Genomic DNA, 17,489 nt, shown 5'->3' on the forward strand with positions numbered 1-17,489 from the left:
CCATGGCTGCAAAATGGATCGAGTCGCTCACCGGCTCGCTTGAGCAGAAGAAACAGTACAAGCAGAACAAAGCCCGCCTCGAGGGCCTTCCCGGACCGTACGCAACGGCGGCAACGGCCATGCACCGGTACCTCATGTACTACGGCGGCATCACCGATGGTGACACGCTCGTGACCATGTTCGGTGACCTGGCAGGTCTGTGGGAGCGGGCCGCCATCGACGGGACGCCAGTGCGTACGATCGTCGGCGAAGATCCGGTGGAGTTCGCGGAAACGTTCGCGCAGGCGTACTCCGGCAAGCAGTGGATCGACAAGGAGCGCGAGCGTCTGCGCCAGGCCATCAACGCAGCCGCCGGTGACAGCGGGAACGGGAGCTGACCCATGGCACCGGCCCAGGCCCTCGGCCCCGCAATCCGGGTGCAGGGCATCGAGAAGTCGTTCAAGGACGTGCAGGTCCTCAAAGGGGTCGATTTCGAGGTCGCCGCGGGGAGCATCTTCGCGCTGCTCGGCTCAAACGGCGCAGGCAAAACCACCTTGGTGAGGATCCTTTCGACACTGTTGAAACCCGACGCCGGCAACGCCGCGGTGCACGGGTTCGATGTCACGGCCAACCCCGGTGATGTGCGTGGATCGATCAGCCTTACCGGCCAATTCGCCGCTGTGGATGAAGTGCTCACCGGCCGGGAGAACCTAGTACTGATCGCGAAAATCCGCCACCTGAAAGACCCGGCTGCCATCGCCGCCGGCCTCCTCGCCCGCTTCTCGCTCACCGAGGCGGCGGACCGCAAGGCGTCCACGTACTCGGGTGGCATGCGCCGCCGGCTCGACATCGCCATGAGCCTGATCGGCGACCCTCCGGTCATCTTCTTGGACGAACCAACCACCGGCCTCGACCCGCAGGCACGCATCGAGGTATGGCAAACCGTCAAACAACTCGCCAGCAACGGCACCACGGTCCTGCTGACCACGCAATACCTCGACGAGGCGGAACAGCTCGCCGACAGGATCGCGATCCTCCATCAGGGCACGATCATCCAGAACGGCACCCTCGCCGAACTCAAGCGGCTCCTCCCGCCGGCCAAGGTCGAGTACATCGAGAAACAGCCCTCCCTCGAGGACGTGTTCCTGGCCCTTGTCGGCGACTCCGGGCAGGCCGGCGCCGAGCCCGAAGCCGTCGAACGGACCGGCGGCAGTGCCCGGTCAGGAAAGGAACTTCGATGACCACCCATGCACTCGGCGACACCGGCGTACTGACTGTCCGCTCGCTGCGCCACATCCTCCGCAGCCCCGACACGATCATCACGACGGCCGTCACCCCGATCGCACTGATGCTGCTGTTCGTTTACGTCCTCGGGGGCGCAATCAACACCGGATCCGATGAGTCCTACGTCAACTACATGCTTCCGGGAATCCTGCTCATCACGATTGCGTCCGGCATCGCCTACACCGCGTACAGGTTGTTCCTGGACCTGCAGGGCGGCATCTTCGAACGCTTCCAGTCCATGCCGATCGCGAGGTCCAGCGTGCTCTGGGCGCACGTGTTCACTTCCCTGGCCGCGAACATGGTCTCGGTGGCAGTCGTCATTGGCGCCGCGCTGATCATGGGGTTCCCTACCGGAGCATCCGTGGCGGCGTGGCTCGGGGTTGCGGGCCTCCTGGTCCTCTTCACACTCGCCCTGACCTGGATCGCCGTGATCGCCGGGCTCTCCGCCAAGACCGTGGACGGAGCCAGCGCATTCAGCTACCCGCTCATCTTCCTGCCGTTCATCAGCTCGGCCTTCGTACCCACCGACTCGATGCCCGGCCCGGTCGCGTGGTTCGCCCGGAACCAGCCCGTCACCTCCATCGTCAACACCATCCGGGCACTGTTCACGCAGCAACCGGTTGGCGGCGACATCTGGACAGCTCTCGCCTGGCTCTTCGGCATCCTGGTTCTCGGGTACGCCTTCGCGATTGCCAGCTACCACCGCAAAATCAGCTAAGGCTTGCACCGCTCAACGGCGGACAGGGGTGGCTGCCTCGCTCCCGAGCACCGTGGTCCAGGGGGTGGCGGTCCACTCCGTCACCACGCCGTTGATGACGTAGGGGTCCGCGGCTGCGAAACCTTTGGCGGCCTCCACCGGGTTCTCACCGGTGAAAATTAACAAGCCTTTGAAAGGGCCTTCTCCAACAGCGCCGCCCAGCAGAAGCTCGCCGCGTTCGACCGCCTCCCACCCCGCGCGGAGGTGGTCTGCGCGGAACTGTTCGCGGCTTTCGAGGTAGTCGTCTGCGTAGGTGTACTCCAGCACCGCGTGCATGCCTGTCTCCTTGTTCTTCGGGGGGCGTTCGTTGCAGACGTAGCCTACCCAAGTGGACCTAACCGCTAAACCGCCGCCACCAACCAGTACCCCTGAGTCGCGGAACTTCTGCAGCTGGATGTGGTGGACGCCGTCACCTAGAACTTGGCGGAGTGCTCCTCCATGGAGGCCAAACCGGTGCTCACGGCAAGGTGGTAGATCTCCTCGCGCCGCGGCAGCGGGCCGCCGCATTGATTCCGTTGGCGTCTGCGCCGCCTTCACACCCGGCTCGATTGCGCGCAGTGCCTCCCGTTCCCGACGGAGGACGACAGGATGAGACAAGTGCCGTCGTCGTACTTCCCCTTGCCTGGTCAGCCCTCCGGCAGGAGGTGGGCGGCCATTGTCCGGGCCGTGAAGCGCCCGAAACGGTCGGCGCTCCAGCCGCGCTTGAGGACGAGGGTCTCGTAGAGTTCGGCAGAGGTGCTCATGAAGAAGACGTCGGCCACCTCCTCCGGCGTTAGACCTGGCCGCAGGAATCCCCGCCCGAGCACGTGGCGCGCATTGTGCAGCATTCGTTGATACCGTTCGCCGTCCACGTCGCGCAGGAGGGCGGCCATTTCATGGTCCCCGCCCGCCGCTGCGTCCCTGATGAGGAGGTAGATGGGCGAGCCCAGTGGGCTGACCTCGGAAATGAACCGGCCGAACTGCTCCATGAGTTCGCGGGGGTCCGTGACCACGTCCTGAGCGCGGTCCGACCGCTCCTCCGCGGGGGTGCCCCCGGCTCCAAGCAGGCTCTGCTCGTAAATGGCCCGCACGAGGCCGGGCTTGCCGCCGAACGCCTTGTACACCAGCTCTTTGGAGACAGCTGCCGCGTGCGCAATGGCGGCGATGGTGGTCCGGCCGTAGCCGTTGGCCAGGAACAGCGCCCGCGCCTGGGCGAGCACCCGCTTCCTGGACTCCTCGGCCGCCTCCTGCCGTCGCCGCGAGTCGTAGCTGCGGGGGCGAGGTTGGGTGCCGTTGACCGCCGGTCCCATCGGGCTTAAACTCCTTGTATCAGTTGAATACAGCTAACTGTATCAAATTCGGCGTACCAGCCTCTCCGCCTTCCGCGACGGAAACAAAGGAGCAGATCATGGACGCTTCAGGAATCGAGCGCGTCCCCGAAGGCCCGGTCCGGCGCATGCTGGCCGCGGCCAACCGCCATGACCTTGAGGCCATGGTGTCCGAGTTCGCCGACGACTACCGGAACACCACCCCTGTGCACCCGGCCCGCAGCTTCACCGGGTCCGCCCAGGTCCGGAAGAACTGGACGGCACTGTTCGCCGGCCTGCCGGACCTCGCCCTCACCGTCCACGACGCGGCAACGGGTCCGGACGGCAAAGTCTGGATGGAATGGAGCAACCGGGGCACCCGGCCGGACGGATCCGTGCAGCGCGCCGCCGGGGTGTCCATCCTCACCGTCCGCGACGACAAAATCGCAGCCGCCCAGTTCTACCTTGAACCCCTGGACCAGGATTCCGGCGACGTAAATCAAGCCGTCAGCCAGGCGGTCCAAGGGGCAGCCGGGGGTGTACGGTCATGATCCTTGTCGTCGGCGGCACGGGCCGCCTTGGCCGCGCCGCGGTTCCCCTGCTGGTGCAGTCCGGCCACCGGGTCCGCATCATGGCCCGCGGCAGTTCCCAGCCCTTCGCCACGGCGGTGGGCGCCGGCGTCGAACTTTTCCGCGGGGACCTCGGGTCCGAATCGGACTGCCGGAGAGCGGTGGAAGGCTGCACTGCGGTGGTGTTCGCGGCCTCGGGGTTCGGACTCAAGGACTCCGGCCCGCGCGAGGTGGACCGCGACGGCGCCATCCGGCTGGTCCGTGCGGCGGCAGCCGGCGGAGTACAGCACCTGATCATGATGTCCATGCATGGGGCCGCGCCCGACGGGCCGATCGACTACCTGCGCTGCAAGGCCGCGGCTGAGGAAGCAGTCCGCTCATCCGGCATGGACTGGACCGTCATACGGATGGGAGCGCTTCTGGAACAGCGGCTCGAGGACTTGACGGCTGCTTTCGGGGCAAAGGGCAAGGTGCCGGTATTTGGCTCCGGATCCGCCCCGGTGACTTTTACGTCGGTCCAGGATGCGGCCGCCGTGGTGCTCCGCGCCGTCCGCGACCCGGCACTGCGGAACCGCATCATCGAATGGGGCTCGCAGACGCTCACCGGCAACCAGCTGGCGGAGGCTGTGCTGGCCAGGGCGGGACATGGCTCAGTGCAACGGATCCCGCCTGCCGCCTTGAGGCTGCTCTCCGTGGCTGCCAGGCCGTTCTCGCCGTTCTTAGCTAGGGTGGCGGGTGCCGGGGTATGGCAAGAGTCCGGGGCGGGAGCCTTCGACTTTGGGCCCGGGCGCGCCGATTTTCCGGACATCCCCATCACCGGGCTGCAGCAGGTCCTTGAGGCATCCGGCGCTCCTGGATCGCCGGTGTAGGGACAACCAAAAGCGCGACGCGAGGCGACTTACCCGCTGACGGCCGCCACCTCAACCTGTACCCCCGCGTCGCGGAACTTCTGCACCTGGGCGGGATCGGCGCCGTCGTCCGTCACCAGGGTCCAAGGGAGTGCCAGGCGCGCCCACGCGTGGAACGGCCGCACCCCCAGCTTGGAGGAGTCCGCCAAAACATAAACCAAACGCCCGCGCCTGGCCATGAGCTCCTTGAGCCGGGTCTGGGCGTGGTCGGCTTCGCAGATGCCGTCCTCGGCGGTGACGGCGTCGGCGCCCAGGAACACCCGGTCGAAGCTCATCCGCTCCAGCGCCGCCTCGGCCAGCGGGCCCACGAAACTCTGCGAAACGCCACGGAGCCGGCCGCCCAGGCAGTCCACCTCGATGCCCGCCGAATCGGCGAGTTCCTGCAGCGTGTTGAGACCCGGCGTCGTCACGGACAACCGGTCGAACCCGCGCAGCTCGTGCGCCAGGGCACCTGCGGTGGAGCCGGCGTCGAGCAGGATGTTCTCCCCGGGCTGGATCACCGCCGCGGCCCACCGGGCGATGGCGTGCTTCTGCTCGAACGCCTCGCCGGTGCGCTGCCGCAGCGACGCCTCCGGGTGCGCGCCCAGGGCCATGGCCCCGCCGTAGGTCCGGGCAAGCTTCCCTTGCGAATTCAGCAGGGCCAGGTCGCGGCGGATGGTGGAGGCGGTCACCTCGAACCGGGCAGAGAGTTCCTCCACGGAGGCCAGGCCGGTGGTCACGGCAAGGTGGTAGATCTCCTCGCGCCGCGCGTTTGCGCTGAGCATTCCCGGTCTCCTTCCCGTGGGCGTTGCGGTGGCAGTGCTACCCATGCTAGTTCCGGCCCCCAAAGAAACAGCGGCAGCAGGGACGGCAAGGCCGGTCAGCAATTCTACGCTGACCGGCCGTTTCACCCTTGGAATTGATCAGGCAGCCTCGTCGCGGGCCGGCGCCAGGTCCACTGCCTGCCGCAGCGCCTCGAGCAGCGACTCGTGGTCCGCGATGTTCTTGCCGGCAATGTCGAAGGCCGTGCCGTGGTCAACGGACGTGCGCACCACGGGAAGCCCCACGGTGATGTTCACGCCGTTCTCCAGGCCGAGGACCTTCACCGGGCCGTGGCCCTGGTCGTGGTACTGCGCCACCACCAGGTCGAAGTCGCCGCGGCCGGCGAGGAAGAACAGGGTATCGGCCGGGAGCGGGCCGAAGGCGTTGATACCGTCAGCCTGGGCCTTCTCAATGCCCGGCTGGATCTTCTCCGCCTCCTCGCCGTAGCCGAACAGGCCGTTCTCACCCGCGTGGGGGTTGATGGCGCACACGGCAATCCGCGGGTTCTCGATGCCGGAGGTTCGCAGCAGCTCGTACCCGCGCTTGATGGTCCGGTAGACAAGGTCCCCGTTGATCTTGGCGATCGCGTCGATGAGGCCAATATGGGTGGTCACGTGGATGACGCGCATCTTCGGGGCGGTCAGCATCATGGAGACTTCCTCGGTGCCGGTCAGTTCGGCGAGGAGCTCCGTGTGGCCGGGGAACTTGTGCCCGGCCGCATGCAGGGCCGCCTTGTTGAGCGGTCCAGTGCAGATCGCGTCCACCTGGCGGTCCATCGCCAACTGCACGGCCTTCTCAATGAAGAGGTACGAACCGTGCCCGGCTGCGGCTGACAGCTCACCCCAGGCGAGGTCCTCCGGGATGCAGTCGATGTCCAGCACATCGATGGTGCCTTCCTGGAACAAAGCCTCCGACGGTTCAGTGACCTTGCGCAGGGTCAGTGGGCTGGAAACGATGTCCGCGGCGAGCTGCATCCGGCGCAGATCGCCGATGACCAGCATCTGTGCCTTGGACCGGAGTTCGCTGTCCGCCAAGGCCTTGACGATGATCTCCGGGCCAATGCCGGCCGCGTCGCCCATGGTGATGGCTACAATCGGGCGTCCCATTATTTGCTACTCATTTCAGTCGTTGTACTAGTGAAAAACTCTTTGGTCCTGGCCAGCGTGCCGGCATCCCCGAACGCGCCGGCCTTGGTGACCAGCAGGGGGAGGGGCTCCGGCAGCAGGCTCATGACGACGCCGGGCTCAATTTCCCCGATGACGGTGAAGCTGCCGGCGCGCAAGGCCTTCAGGACCGCCGTGGCGGTTTCCCCGCCCGTCAGGACCAGCGCCTCGCAGTGCTCAACGCCGGCAGCAGTGGCGCGTGCCAGGGCCTCCGCCACCACCAGCGCCTGCGATTTGTCCACCGCTCCCATGGGATCGGGGGTCAACACGACGTCTGTCCGCAGCATCGCCGCCGCAAGCTTCCGCGCAGCTGCCGGATCCTCCAACGCCTGGTGGTCCAGGGTGACGTGCTCGGCCCCTGCCGCGACCAGCGCCTCCGTCTGCTGCCTCGCCAGGGCTGAATAGCTGCCGATCACGGTCAACGTGCGAGTCACATGCCGCGCCCGTGCACGAAGGACATCCCGTCCTTCTCCACGCGGGGCAATGTGCCCGGCCAGTCCGCCGGAACCCACCATGAGGGCGGGGAAGTCCAGCAGGGCCGCAGCCGCGGCGATGTGCTTCAGGTCGTCGTCGGAAACAGCGTCAAGTACGACGGCGTCACGCCCGAGTTCCTGCACGTTGCGCAGGTGCGCGGCCAGTTCCTCCGGGGTGAGGTGTGCTTCCCGGTCCACGAGTTCAGTCGAAAGACCGCCGGCGGCAAGCGCCGCCGCGACGTCGCCGTCGAAGCTTCCCTGCGCGTTGTGCGCACCGTTGACGTGGACCAGGCCGCCAACGGTTGTCCGTCCCGTACCCGGGAAGGCGGGGGCCACAAGGGCCAGGCCCCTGCTGCGGCCTTCACTAACGCGGCCCAGCGCTGCGGCAACCTCGGCACCGACGTTGCCGCGAAGCAGCGAGTCGATCTTCTTGAAAACCTGCCGGTCCTGCTCCAGGGCGCGTGCCACAGCCGCTGTGACGGCCGCCGCTGAATCTTGGGCGGACAGGTAGCGGCTCTCGGTGTTGACCGACAGGATGTCCGCGTCCGGCCACGTGGAGTCCAGATCCAGGATGACGGAGCTGCTGTGGGTGGGTCCGTAGGCTGCGGCCGCATCGGCCGCTCCCGTCAGGTCGTCGGCGATGATTGCCCAGCGCTTGGCTGCGGTGGTGCTCATACTGCTGGGGCCACCTCGGGGGTTTCCACGGGCTGCTTGGCTTTCAGGCGCTTAGCGTACCAAGCGACCATGAGGGGGCAGCCGATGGCGGTCACCACTACGGAGGCTGCCACCAGAACCGTAGCGGGACCGGCTGCGGCCGAGTAGGCCGGGTTGGCTGCGGCCACCAGCATGGGAACGGTGGCGGCGTTGCCGGCCGTGGTTGCTGCCGCGAGTCCGGCGATACCCGAGCCGCCGGTCAGCTTGTCCGCGAAGAAGAGCACGGCGCCGCCGACAATGAGTACGAACAGGCCCAAGGCAACTCCGAGCAGTCCGGCGTTGAGGACCTGGCCCAGGTTCAGGCCGAAGCCCAGGGCCAGGGCGAAGAACGGAATCAGCACGGGCGCCGCGGAAGACAGGAATTTGCGCATGGCGGGGTCGAGGGCACCCAGGATCGCGCCGAGGAGCAGGGGGATGATGGCTCCCACCAGGGCTTGCCACGGGAAAGCCGACAGGCCGGCGACGCCGAGGGTAACCATGGTCAGGAAGGGGCCGGACTCCAGCGTCATTACGGAGTAGGCTGCCACATCCTTGGGCTTGCCGTACTGGCCCATGAGGGCCATGTACATGCCGCCGTTGGTGTCGTTGAGGGCGGCAAGGATGGCCAGGACGGAGAGGCCCGAAAGCAGGCCGCCGTCGATGGGAAGTTCACCCATGAACCTGCCGGCGATGACGCCGATGAGGATCGCGAAAAGGACCTTGCTGCCGAAAAGGACGCCGCCCTTTTTCAGGATGTAGGGCGTGGCCTTGATATCGATGCTCGCGCCCATGCAGACGTAGAACACCGCGAGGATCGTGGTGCCGCCGGTGAACAGTGCGCCGGTGAAGGATCCGAAGAACTTTGCGGAATCCGGGGCGAAGGTGCCAAGCACGGCACCGATGAGCAGGGGGATCAGCATCATGCCACCAGGAACCTTTTCCATGGTGGCCTTGATCGGGACAGACATAAAGCAACCTCATTGTTGTTTGGGGAGGGGAGGCCGAGCAAGAAGCTCGAAGCATGTTGTAGATCCTAGCGAATGTTGCGCGATTAGCGCAAGAGAATTTGCGCGAAACGCGCAAACGGAGCGCCTGCCGCCCAACCTGACCTGCCGCCGTCGTAATTGTCAGGGGCCGGCCTTAATCTCAGCCTGTGACAAACTTTCCCGTCATCAGCGCCCGCCGCAGAGCCATGCGCTGCACATTCGTGCACGCGCTCCTGAGCGCTTAGTGCGCCGGGATCCTGCCGCAACACGCTACTGGCCAGTAACAATGCCGGTGAACTGATCCGGAAACCACGGCAGGAACACCCTTCCCGGCCTCCGTTCCCGCCGCACGTTTGTTCAGATCCGCTGCGGAGGCACGGCAACTTTGCCAGCATGGAAAACCCCGGCCGGAGCTTACGGACCCCAAGACCAGCAGCTCCGGCCGCCCCCGTAGACAGATGAACAAAGAGGTTTCCATGTCATTCCTTACCCGGGCGCTGTCCGTTGCCGCCGGCGCGGTCCTCGCCTCATCCCTGATGGCCGCCCCCGCCCAAGCCGTCGAAATCTCCCCGCCGGGGGCCAACGACTGGTCCTGCAAACCGTCCGCAGAGCACCCGTATCCGGTGGTCCTGGTTCCGGGAACCTTCGAGAGCATGGAGAAGAACTGGTCCACCCTGTCGCCGTACCTCAAGAGCCAGGGGTACTGCGTCTTCGCCCTTAACTACGGCGAAACGAACGGCGTCTATGCGACGGCGCCGGTGGCAGAGTCCGCCAAGGAGCTCGCTCCATTCGTTGACGCCGTCCGCTCCGCCACGGGTTCCAAGAAGGTGGACCTGGTGGGCCACAGCCAGGGCGGCATGATGCCCCGGTACTACATGGGCTTCCTGGGCGGTGCAAAGTATGTCCACCACCTTGTTGGTATCGCACCGTCCAACCACGGAACCGAAGGGCTGATCCTCCCGCCGCCGGACCTGGTGCCCACGCCCGACTACACTGCCGCGGGCTGTGCGGCCTGTGCGGACCAGCAAGCCGGCTCGGCCTTCATGCAGGAGCTCAACTCCATCGGCGATACGGTCGCCGGTCCCTCATACACGGTCATCTCCACGGTCTACGACGAGGTGGTCATCCCTTACAACAGCCAGTTCCTTAGCGGCTCTGCCCGGCAGGTCACCAACATCACCATCCAGGACAAGTGCCCGGCCGATGTCTTCGAGCACGACCAGACGCCGAACGATCCCGTGGTGCACCAGCTCGTCGGCAACGCCCTGGCCCAGCCATCGGGTCCCGCAGACCCTGCCTACCAGCCAGCCTGCCTCTAGCCAATGAAACCGGCGGACCGGCTCCGGCTCCGGCTCGCGACCTACGGTTCAGGCTCCGAGTTGGTCCGCCAGTTCTGTGATGCGTGACGCTGCGAGGTCCCAGTCGCCTTCCGGGGCCAGGTCCGCCACCTGGCCGGGCCCGTATTCGGTGGGGCGGCCCACGAACGCCGTGGCCAGTCCGGATTCCCGGGCAGCCAGCAGGTCGCTGTTGTGGGCCGCCGCCAGCATCACCTCACCAGGGTGGAGGTCCAGGAATTCAGCAGTCCGGAGGTACGCCTGGGGCAACGGCTTGTAGGTCCGCGTCATGTCCGAGCCGACGATCACATCCCACGGCAGGCCGGCGTTCTTTGCCACGTCCAGCAACAGTGGGGTGTTGCCATTGGACAGCGGCCCCACGATGTACCGGCGGCGGATCCTTGCCAGGCCCTGCACACTGTCCGGCCAGGGCGGCAGCCGGTGCCAGGACTTGTTCAGCTCCTCCAGGCTCTCCCCGGGCAGCCGGTCCGGATTGATGCCGTAATGGCGGAGCGCCTCGTCCAGGTTTTCGCGGTGGAGGGTGTCCAGCTTCGTGAAGCTTCGCTGTCCGGAGCGGATGGCGTCCAAGGCCGGCTGGTAGAGGGCCCGCCACTGGTCGGCGAAGGCGTCCGCGTCAAGGTCCTGCCCGTGTTCCGTGGCGAAAGCTGCCACATCCCTTGCCACGCCGGTGCGCCAGTCCACCACCGTCCCGAAGGTGTCGAAGAGGACGGCCCGCACTGGCCGTCCGGTTGATGGTGAACGGTACGGCTGGAACCCCATGAGCTGTGTCCTTCCTGGCTGCCCTGACCGTTAGTCTGGCAGCATGCGAACTGATTTCAGTCCCACGGCGACGTCCGCCCGCGATTTCTACCGGCTGCTGACCGCAGTGGTGGTGCCCCGGCCCATCGCATGGGTTTCGAGCGTCTCTCCGGAGGGCATTGACAATGTGGCCCCGCACTCCTTCTTCACCGTGGCGTCAACGAATCCGCCCATCGTGCAGTTCACGTCGGTGGGCGAGAAGGATTCGCTCCGCAACATCACGGAGTCAGGGGAATTCGTGGTCAACCTGGCTCCGGCCGCACTCCTTGAGGAGGTCAATGCCACCGGTACCAATTTCCCACCTCAGGTCAGCGAGTTCGACGCCGCCGGCCTGACCCGGGAGCCGAGCCTCACCGTGGCCGCGCCCCGCGTCAAGGAGTCACCGGCCGTGCTCGAATGCCGCCTCCATTCCGTGCTGCCGATCGGGGACTCCACCCTTGTTTTCGGCGAAGTGACGCATGCCGCCGTGAGCGATGCCGTGCTCGATGGCACCCATCCGCGGATCGACTTGCTGGAGCCACTGGCCCGGCTCGGCCTGGACGAGTGGGGCACGCTTGGCGCCATCCAGGACCTCGGCCGGATCCGGCTCAAGGACTGGCCGGGCGATTTCCGGCCGAAGGCCTAGGTGCCGCCAAACCCCGCTGGTGCCGTCAACCCCCGTTGTGCGGGAAAGGGAAAGGGACGCCCGGCATGGACGTCCCTCTCCCTTCAGCATGAGCCTCTTAGCCGAGCCCGAGCTGGACGAACAGGAACCAGACGAGGAGCGGCACCACGCCGATCATCGCGATGGCCCACAGCAGCAGTGCGCGGAAGAACATCCGTTCGTCCTTGGGCTGCGCGCTGGCCATCAGCAGGGCCCCGCTGGTGGACATGGGGCTGACATCCACCACCGAGGAGCTGATGGCGATGGCCGTCACCACTCCCACGGGCGTGAGCAGCGGGTCCATGGCGATGGGCACGACCACCGGGCTGATGACACCCAGGGTTCCGGTGGTGGAGGCGAAGGCTGACACGATGGCCACCACGTAGCTGGCGATCAGGGCGGCGAGGGAGCTGTTGCCCAGGCCTGCGATGCCTTCCTGGAGTTCCTTCAGCGCACCCATTTTCTCCAGCATGCCCACGTAGGTGACGATGCCGGTGACCAGGATGATGGCCGACCACGGCATGCTTTCCACTGCCGGCTTCTGCACGTTGGAGTCCAGGACGATCAAGACCGCGGCGATGACCAGCGAGGCAACTCCCACATCAAGTCCCAGGACCGTGGTGAGCACCAGCAGAGAGGCGATGCCCACCAGCGTGAGGATACGCATGGGGGTTGCGGCCACCTTTTCCGGGCGGGTCCTGGTCCCGGCAGCCACGGAAGTCTGTGCCGGTGCGGTGAGGACGGCCGTTCCGGCGCCGCCGGAACCTGAAACACTGCCGCCTGAGGGGGCGTCAGCGCCGCCGTCGTTCTTAATGGCCTTGCCGCCGTCCGCCTGACGCGCCTCCGCCTTGGCTGCCCGGCGCTTCATGATGGCCTGCACCAGGACGTAGGCGATCACGGCAAGGATGGCGTTGAAGATGAAGCAGTACGCGTAGAGCTTGAATGAATCATCTGAGGCGCCTGCACCGTCCAGCATTTTGTTGCCGAGGACGCCGAAGGGGTTGACCGGGGAGAACGCGCCGGCGTTCGCGCCCTGGACGATGACCAGGCCCATGGCCAGGGTGCTGATGCCGAACCGTGCGCCCAGTGCCAGGCCGACCGGCGCCACGATGGCGATGGCGGCTGGCGTGAAGGCGCCGGCGGAAGCCAGGGCTGCGGTCAGCAGGAACATCAGGATGGGGACCAGGATCTTCCGGTCGCCGGCGAGCCGTTCGGCCCAATAGGCCAGCAGGTCGATGGTGCCGTTGATCCGGACAATGGCGAACAGCAAGGTGGCGCCCACCAGGATGAAGAAAAGCCCGGCGGGGAATTGTCCGATGACGTCCTTGACGGACATGCCGGCCAGGAGGGTGCCCACGCCGAAGGCGGCGACGGTGGCCAGCAGTCCGGCATTGATCTTGGTGAAGGAACCGACGGCGAAGGCCGCCACCAGCACCAGGAACGCGATTATTGAGAGCGACATGGTGCGGCCCGCCTAGGTGTTCGCCGGGGTGAGGACGCCGGCGCCGGACAGGAGGCTGCCCGCTCCGGTGATGGCGGGGGTGTGGCCGAGCGCCTTGAGGATCTCGTAGGTGGTGGCCGTGGCGGCCGTGATGACCGGGAGTCCGAGCTCGTCCTCCACCGCCTGGACGGCGGCGAGTGACGGCATCTGGACGCAGGCGGACAGGACGACGGCGTCTGCGCCTTCGCGCTGCAGGCTGCGGGCCAGTGCGGGGAGGTTCTGCGGGTCAAGGCAGCCGACTTCGAGGTTGTCCGCTACTTCGAGGCTGATGGCGTCCAGCACCGTGATGCCCGAGCCTTCGATGTAGTCCACCACCATCTTGGTCAGCGGCTTCATGTAGGGGGTGATCATGGCGACCTTCTGGGCACCGATTTCGTGCAGGGTGCGGACCAGGGCGCCGGCGCTGCTGGTGACGGGGGCGGGGTGTCCATTGCCGGCGGCGGCGTCGGCGATGACCTTTTCGGAGCCCCCGTGGGCTTCGGGGCCCTGGGCCATGACGGCCACCAGGCAGGCGTAGGCGATGACGTCCACGTCGGCGTCGGAGACCGCTTCGGCGCACTGGGCTGCCTTGCCCACCATGGCCAGCAGTTCTTCCTTGGTGACCTTCTTCATGCCGGCGCGGGCGGAGTGGAAGGTGTACTTGTGGCCGGTTGCCTCGGCCTGGCGCCGGAACAGTTCCGGCAGTTCGGTCTCCATGGTGGTGTTGGAGCTGGGAACGATCAGTCCCACCCGGCTCATCCCGGGGCGCTTGGGCTCGGGGGCTGTTTCACAGGTTGCTGCGGGGGTGCTCATGGATTCTCCACGTCGTTGTGTTGGGGATTTGTTCGAAAACCCATAAAGTGGGTTCTAATCCCATGATGTGGGTCACTCCAGCGGAATGTCAAACGGATCACATCCCTCACGCTGCTTCCGGCTCACTAAGCTGGAGGCTGGCAGAAGCAGATTTGAAAGGGCGTTTAGACAGTGGTGAAGGAACCGGGAGCTGGGGCCTCGCCCCTGTTGGTCCTGCATAAGGTGGCGGAGATCCTGGACTGTTTCTCGGTGGAGGAGCCCGAGCCGACGCTGCAGCAGATCATCCGCAAGACAGGACTGCCGTCCAGCACCTGCCAGCGGCTGGTCCAGAACATGCTCCGTGAGGGATTCCTGGACCGCGACGGCGACCAGTACCGGATCGGGATCGGGCTGGTTCGCTGGGCTACCCCCGGGACGTTCGGGCTGGACGTGGTGCGGCTGGTGAGGCCGGTTCTACAGCAACTGCGCGACGAAACCGGTGAAACTGCGTGCCTGTACGTCCGCGACGGGGCGTTCCGGACCATCGTTGCGGTGGCCGAGACGCGGCACGTGGTGATGCGGCCGTTCATGGTGGGCATGGTCATGCCGCTGCATGCAGGCGCCCCCGGCAAGATTTTCCTGGCCTTCGATCCCGGCGCCTGGGATGCCCTGGACGAACACGGGCTTGAGGGCTTTACGCCGGAAACCCCCGTGTCCCTGGAGACGCTGCGGAAGCAGGCGGCCGTTGCCCGCGAACAGGGGTATTTTGCAGCCTTCGGGGAACGCAACCAGGATGTGGGTTCCATCAGCGCGCCGGTTTTCGACCACGCCGGGCGGCTTGCGTGCGCCGTGGGCCTGGGGTTCCCCACGCAGCGGATCGGGCCCGCCGATGTTGAGCGGCTGGGGCCGGTGGTGGCCCGTGCGGGGCTGGAAGCCAGCCGTGCACTGGGGTACGACAGCAGCCAGGCCGCCGGCTGAAGGCGCCTGAGTAGGCTGCAGGCCGTGCGCCGGACGGGCCCAGCCCCGTTGCCCGGGCGCGGGAGTGCGTATTGGGCCCACCACCCGGCCGCGCTGCCCGGCATCAACGGCGCGTCGTTCGGGATCGGGGCGAGCCTCGGCGTCGTGCCCGTGGCGCCGTTCGCCGCGCAGGCCACGGCCGTCTGGTCAGCTGCTTCCTGCAGTGACGGCGCCTGTGCCGCAGCCAGCCCAGCTCGTTGTTCAGCGCGGCAGGCAAAGCCGCGCCGCCCCCCGTCCGGGCTGGCGGAAACCCACATGGGTGAGGCCAGCCCTATCCAGCTGTTACTCGTGGGGCGCAAGATAACGGCATGAAAAGAATAGTTCCGGCAGGTCTCGCAGCGGTCGTGATGGTGCTCAGCGCCGTCACGATCGCCGTTCCGGGCAACGCAGCCGTCGAGTCAACCCCCGCATCGCCGTCCCCCGTCCCCAGCCACATCATGGTCAAGTTCCGCGACGACCGCGCAGCGGCCGCTGCCCTCCGCCAGCACGGCCTCAGCGACGGGCCGCTGATTGGCAGCACCGGCGCGCACCTCATCAAAGTGCCCGACGGCAAGGAGCTCAAGCTCATCGAGGCGTTAAGCCGGAACCCAATGGTTGAGTACGCCGAACCGGACCAGCTGGTCACCGCCGCCACCAACGACCAGTACTTCGGAAGCCAGTACGCGCTGCGGAACGTTAAGCAATCGTTCACGAACACCGCCGGCACGGTCACGGTTGCAGCGGGCAAGGATGACGCCGACGTGGACGCAGTCGAGGCATGGGGTGTCACCACGGGCGGCGGTACGAGGGTAGCCATCATCGATTCGGGCGTGGCCGCTGACAACCCTGACATCTCCCCACAGGTTGCCGACAGCGTGAACTTCAGCGACACGACGATCGTTGGCCCCGATGATTACGACAGGTACGGCCACGGCACGCACGTGGCAGGCATCGTGGCCGCGATCGCCGATAACTCAATCGGCGTTGCGGGTGTTTGCCCCAGCTGCAGCATCCTGGACGTCAAGGTGCTCAACGACAGCGGGTCCGGCTCGAGCTCGGCCATCGCCAAGGGCATCGACTGGGCGGCCACCCACAACGCGAAGGTGATCAACATGAGCCTGGGGCAGCGTGTGTCCTCACGCACCCTCGAGGCCGCCGTCAACAACGCCTGGAAACAGGGTGTAGTGATTGTGGCCGCGGCCGGCAACGGCGGGACCCAGGCCCAGGTCTACCCCGGCGCCTACCCGAACGTCATCGCCGTGGCCGCGACCGACAACAACGACGCCAAGGCGTCCTTTTCCACGTACGGCAAGTGGGTTGACATCGCGGCGCCGGGGGTCAGCGTGTACTCAACCTTCCCCAACCACGTGTTCGCCTTGGAGACGCAGAACAACCGCTCCGAGGGCTACGACATCCTCAGCGGCACCTCGATGGCATCACCGGCCGTCGCCGGGACCGCCGCGCTTGTGTGGAGCACGTCCGCCGGCACGTCCAACACCGCCGTCCGTGCCAAGGTGGAATCCACTGCTGATCCCATCGCCGGGACGGGGAGCTACTGGGCCCACGGGCGGGTGAACGCGTGCCGGGCGGTGGGGTGCGTTGCGCCCTAAGGGCCGGTTTCTCTCAGGACTGGAACTGCTGCATTACTGAAAGATGCCCGGCCCGGGCCGAGACCAGGCATTTGGCCAGGTAGAAGGGCCGGTTCGCGTGCCGGACGTACTGGGTCAGGACCAGGACCGGGTCCGACGGGCGGAGGTTCAGCAGCTTCGCCCGGCTGGGCCCCACCTGGCTGAGGCTGATCTGGCACTCGCCCGGTCCCGCTAACCTGCCCAGCTGGTTGTTGAGCGCGGCAAGCAGGGTGGCGGCGCCGTCGTCCTCTATTTCAAGGGGCGCGGCGGTCCCCTTGCCGACGCTGACCGGCTGGGCGGTGACGTTCTCCTGCAGGTGGGCGATGGCCTCGCCGTCGCGGATGAGGACGGATTCCCAGAGCCAGCAGTCGGTGCCTGGCACGACGCCGATGCCGGGGGCGACGAACTCGGAGGCGGCCTGCCGGACCACCTGGGTGCGCTTGACCTCCACCTGCTGGCCGGGGCCGGCGAGGACGTCCTCGAACGGCTGGATGCGCTCGATGCCGATGCGGGGGAGCGTATCCGAGACGAAGCGTCCCACGCCGCGCCGCGCCCTGATGAGGCCGTCCTCCTCGAGGAGCATGAGGGCTTCGCGGACCACCGTGCGGCTGACCTTCATGTCCGTGCCGAGTTCGGTTTCTGTGGGGATCATGGAGCCGGGGGTGAGGAGGCCGTTGCGGACGGCCTCGGCGATGCGAGAATACACCGCCACGCGCAGCGGCGAGCCGGGCTGGGCGGCCACCGGCTGGGACAGGAACCGGGCGGCGTCCTGGTGCACGTCTTGCCTCGCTCTGTGGTTGGTTTCTCAGGGGATTCCAGCCTAGAACACGTTGCACCTGTTTGTTGGACAAGTAACAGGCCGGGATGGATGTCCGGCAGGAGTTCTCCTTCACGCTGC

At 66.6% G+C, this 17,489-nt stretch carries 19 protein-coding genes; 9 read left to right on the forward strand and 10 right to left on the reverse strand.

Features of this window, described 5'->3' with window-relative positions:
• Window positions 1-2 precede the first annotated feature (2 nt).
• From K4G53_RS03695 to K4G53_RS03705, 3 genes are read left to right on the forward strand one after another with little or no spacing between them, the layout of a single operon-like run.
• Window positions 3-377: a DUF1048 domain-containing protein gene (locus K4G53_RS03695; RefSeq protein WP_221384158.1), complete on the forward strand. Its 375-nt coding sequence runs from the start codon at window positions 3-5 to the stop codon at window positions 375-377.
• Window positions 378-380: 3 nt separating this feature from the next.
• Window positions 381-1,220 (forward strand): ABC transporter ATP-binding protein, encoded by an 840-nt coding sequence (locus tag K4G53_RS03700; protein ID WP_221384159.1) that lies wholly within the window; start codon window positions 381-383, stop codon window positions 1,218-1,220.
• The gene (locus K4G53_RS03705) at window positions 1,217-1,981 is read left to right on the forward strand and encodes an ABC transporter permease (protein WP_221384160.1); all 765 of its coding nucleotides are present in this window, start codon (window positions 1,217-1,219) and stop codon (window positions 1,979-1,981) included. Before K4G53_RS03700 ends, K4G53_RS03705 begins: the two co-directional genes overlap by 4 nt.
• Before the next feature lie 12 nt (window positions 1,982-1,993).
• On the opposite strand, the gene K4G53_RS03710 is transcribed toward K4G53_RS03705, so the two are convergent.
• On the reverse strand, window positions 1,994-2,296 hold the full coding sequence (locus K4G53_RS03710; protein ID WP_221384161.1) for a YciI-like protein: 303 nt from the start codon (window positions 2,294-2,296) through the stop codon (window positions 1,994-1,996).
• 350 nt (window positions 2,297-2,646) lie between these two features.
• Window positions 2,647-3,309 (reverse strand): TetR/AcrR family transcriptional regulator, encoded by a 663-nt coding sequence (locus K4G53_RS03715; RefSeq protein WP_221384162.1) that lies wholly within the window; start codon window positions 3,307-3,309, stop codon window positions 2,647-2,649.
• Between the two features lie 98 nt (window positions 3,310-3,407).
• Between K4G53_RS03715 and K4G53_RS03720 the strand changes: the two genes are divergently transcribed.
• Together K4G53_RS03720 and K4G53_RS03725 are read left to right on the forward strand one after the other, a co-directional pair.
• On the forward strand, window positions 3,408-3,857 hold the full coding sequence (locus K4G53_RS03720; protein WP_221384163.1) for a nuclear transport factor 2 family protein: 450 nt from the start codon (window positions 3,408-3,410) through the stop codon (window positions 3,855-3,857).
• Window positions 3,854-4,744 (forward strand): SDR family oxidoreductase, encoded by an 891-nt coding sequence (locus K4G53_RS03725; RefSeq protein WP_221384164.1) that lies wholly within the window; start codon window positions 3,854-3,856, stop codon window positions 4,742-4,744. The genes K4G53_RS03720 and K4G53_RS03725 overlap by 4 nt, the downstream gene beginning before the upstream one ends.
• Before the next feature lie 29 nt (window positions 4,745-4,773).
• Here K4G53_RS03725 and K4G53_RS03730 read toward each other — a convergent pair whose 3' ends face one another.
• The 4 genes from K4G53_RS03730 to K4G53_RS03745 form a co-directional block, all read right to left on the reverse strand.
• A complete protein-coding gene (locus tag K4G53_RS03730) occupies window positions 4,774-5,547 on the reverse strand; it encodes a DeoR/GlpR family DNA-binding transcription regulator (RefSeq protein ID WP_221384165.1) in 774 nt (257 codons plus the stop codon).
• Between the two features lie 138 nt (window positions 5,548-5,685).
• Window positions 5,686-6,690: a 4-hydroxythreonine-4-phosphate dehydrogenase PdxA gene (gene pdxA, locus K4G53_RS03735; protein WP_221384166.1), complete on the reverse strand. Its 1,005-nt coding sequence runs from the start codon at window positions 6,688-6,690 to the stop codon at window positions 5,686-5,688.
• Window positions 6,690-7,895, reverse strand: a complete 1,206-nt coding sequence (locus K4G53_RS03740; protein WP_221384167.1) for a four-carbon acid sugar kinase family protein — start codon at window positions 7,893-7,895, stop codon at window positions 6,690-6,692. The genes pdxA and K4G53_RS03740 overlap by 1 nt, the downstream gene beginning before the upstream one ends.
• On the reverse strand, window positions 7,892-8,881 hold the full coding sequence (locus tag K4G53_RS03745) for a 2-keto-3-deoxygluconate permease (protein WP_221384168.1): 990 nt from the start codon (window positions 8,879-8,881) through the stop codon (window positions 7,892-7,894). Before K4G53_RS03745 ends, K4G53_RS03740 begins: the two co-directional genes overlap by 4 nt.
• Window positions 8,882-9,375: 494 nt before the next feature.
• Here K4G53_RS03745 and K4G53_RS03750 point away from each other — a divergent pair, with 494 nt between their 5' ends.
• On the forward strand, window positions 9,376-10,218 hold the full coding sequence (locus tag K4G53_RS03750; protein WP_221384169.1) for a triacylglycerol lipase: 843 nt from the start codon (window positions 9,376-9,378) through the stop codon (window positions 10,216-10,218).
• 48 nt (window positions 10,219-10,266) lie between these two features.
• Here the strand turns inward: K4G53_RS03750 and K4G53_RS03755 are convergent, their stop codons facing one another.
• Window positions 10,267-11,013, reverse strand: a complete 747-nt coding sequence (locus K4G53_RS03755; protein ID WP_221384170.1) for a haloacid dehalogenase type II — start codon at window positions 11,011-11,013, stop codon at window positions 10,267-10,269.
• A 43-nt stretch (window positions 11,014-11,056) separates the two neighbouring features.
• Between K4G53_RS03755 and K4G53_RS03760 the strand changes: the two genes are divergently transcribed.
• Window positions 11,057-11,677 carry a flavin reductase family protein gene (locus K4G53_RS03760; RefSeq protein ID WP_221384171.1) on the forward strand — a complete coding sequence of 207 codons (621 nt, stop codon included), beginning with the start codon at window positions 11,057-11,059 and terminating at the stop codon, window positions 11,675-11,677.
• A 97-nt stretch (window positions 11,678-11,774) separates the two neighbouring features.
• On the opposite strand, the gene K4G53_RS03765 is transcribed toward K4G53_RS03760, so the two are convergent.
• On the reverse strand, window positions 11,775-13,157 hold the full coding sequence (locus K4G53_RS03765; RefSeq protein ID WP_221384172.1) for an SLC13 family permease: 1,383 nt from the start codon (window positions 13,155-13,157) through the stop codon (window positions 11,775-11,777).
• 12 nt (window positions 13,158-13,169) lie between these two features.
• Window positions 13,170-13,988, reverse strand: a complete 819-nt coding sequence (locus tag K4G53_RS03770) for an Asp/Glu racemase (protein WP_308287813.1) — start codon at window positions 13,986-13,988, stop codon at window positions 13,170-13,172.
• Between the two features lie 174 nt (window positions 13,989-14,162).
• On the opposite strand from K4G53_RS03770, the gene K4G53_RS03775 reads away from it, so the two are divergent.
• Together K4G53_RS03775 and K4G53_RS03780 are read left to right on the forward strand one after the other, a co-directional pair.
• Entirely contained in the window at window positions 14,163-14,945 is a 783-nt protein-coding gene (locus tag K4G53_RS03775) for an IclR family transcriptional regulator (RefSeq protein WP_308287814.1), read from the forward strand.
• A gap of 347 nt (window positions 14,946-15,292) precedes the next feature.
• Window positions 15,293-16,573 (forward strand): S8 family serine peptidase, encoded by a 1,281-nt coding sequence (locus K4G53_RS03780; RefSeq protein ID WP_221384174.1) that lies wholly within the window; start codon window positions 15,293-15,295, stop codon window positions 16,571-16,573.
• A 13-nt stretch (window positions 16,574-16,586) separates the two neighbouring features.
• Here K4G53_RS03780 and K4G53_RS03785 read toward each other — a convergent pair whose 3' ends face one another.
• Entirely contained in the window at window positions 16,587-17,369 is a 783-nt protein-coding gene (locus K4G53_RS03785) for a GntR family transcriptional regulator (RefSeq protein WP_221384175.1), read from the reverse strand.
• Window positions 17,370-17,489 lie beyond the last annotated feature (120 nt).

This window comes from Arthrobacter sp. MAHUQ-56, from assembly GCF_019710585.1.
In the GTDB taxonomy this organism is placed as follows: domain Bacteria; phylum Actinomycetota; class Actinomycetes; order Actinomycetales; family Micrococcaceae; genus Arthrobacter.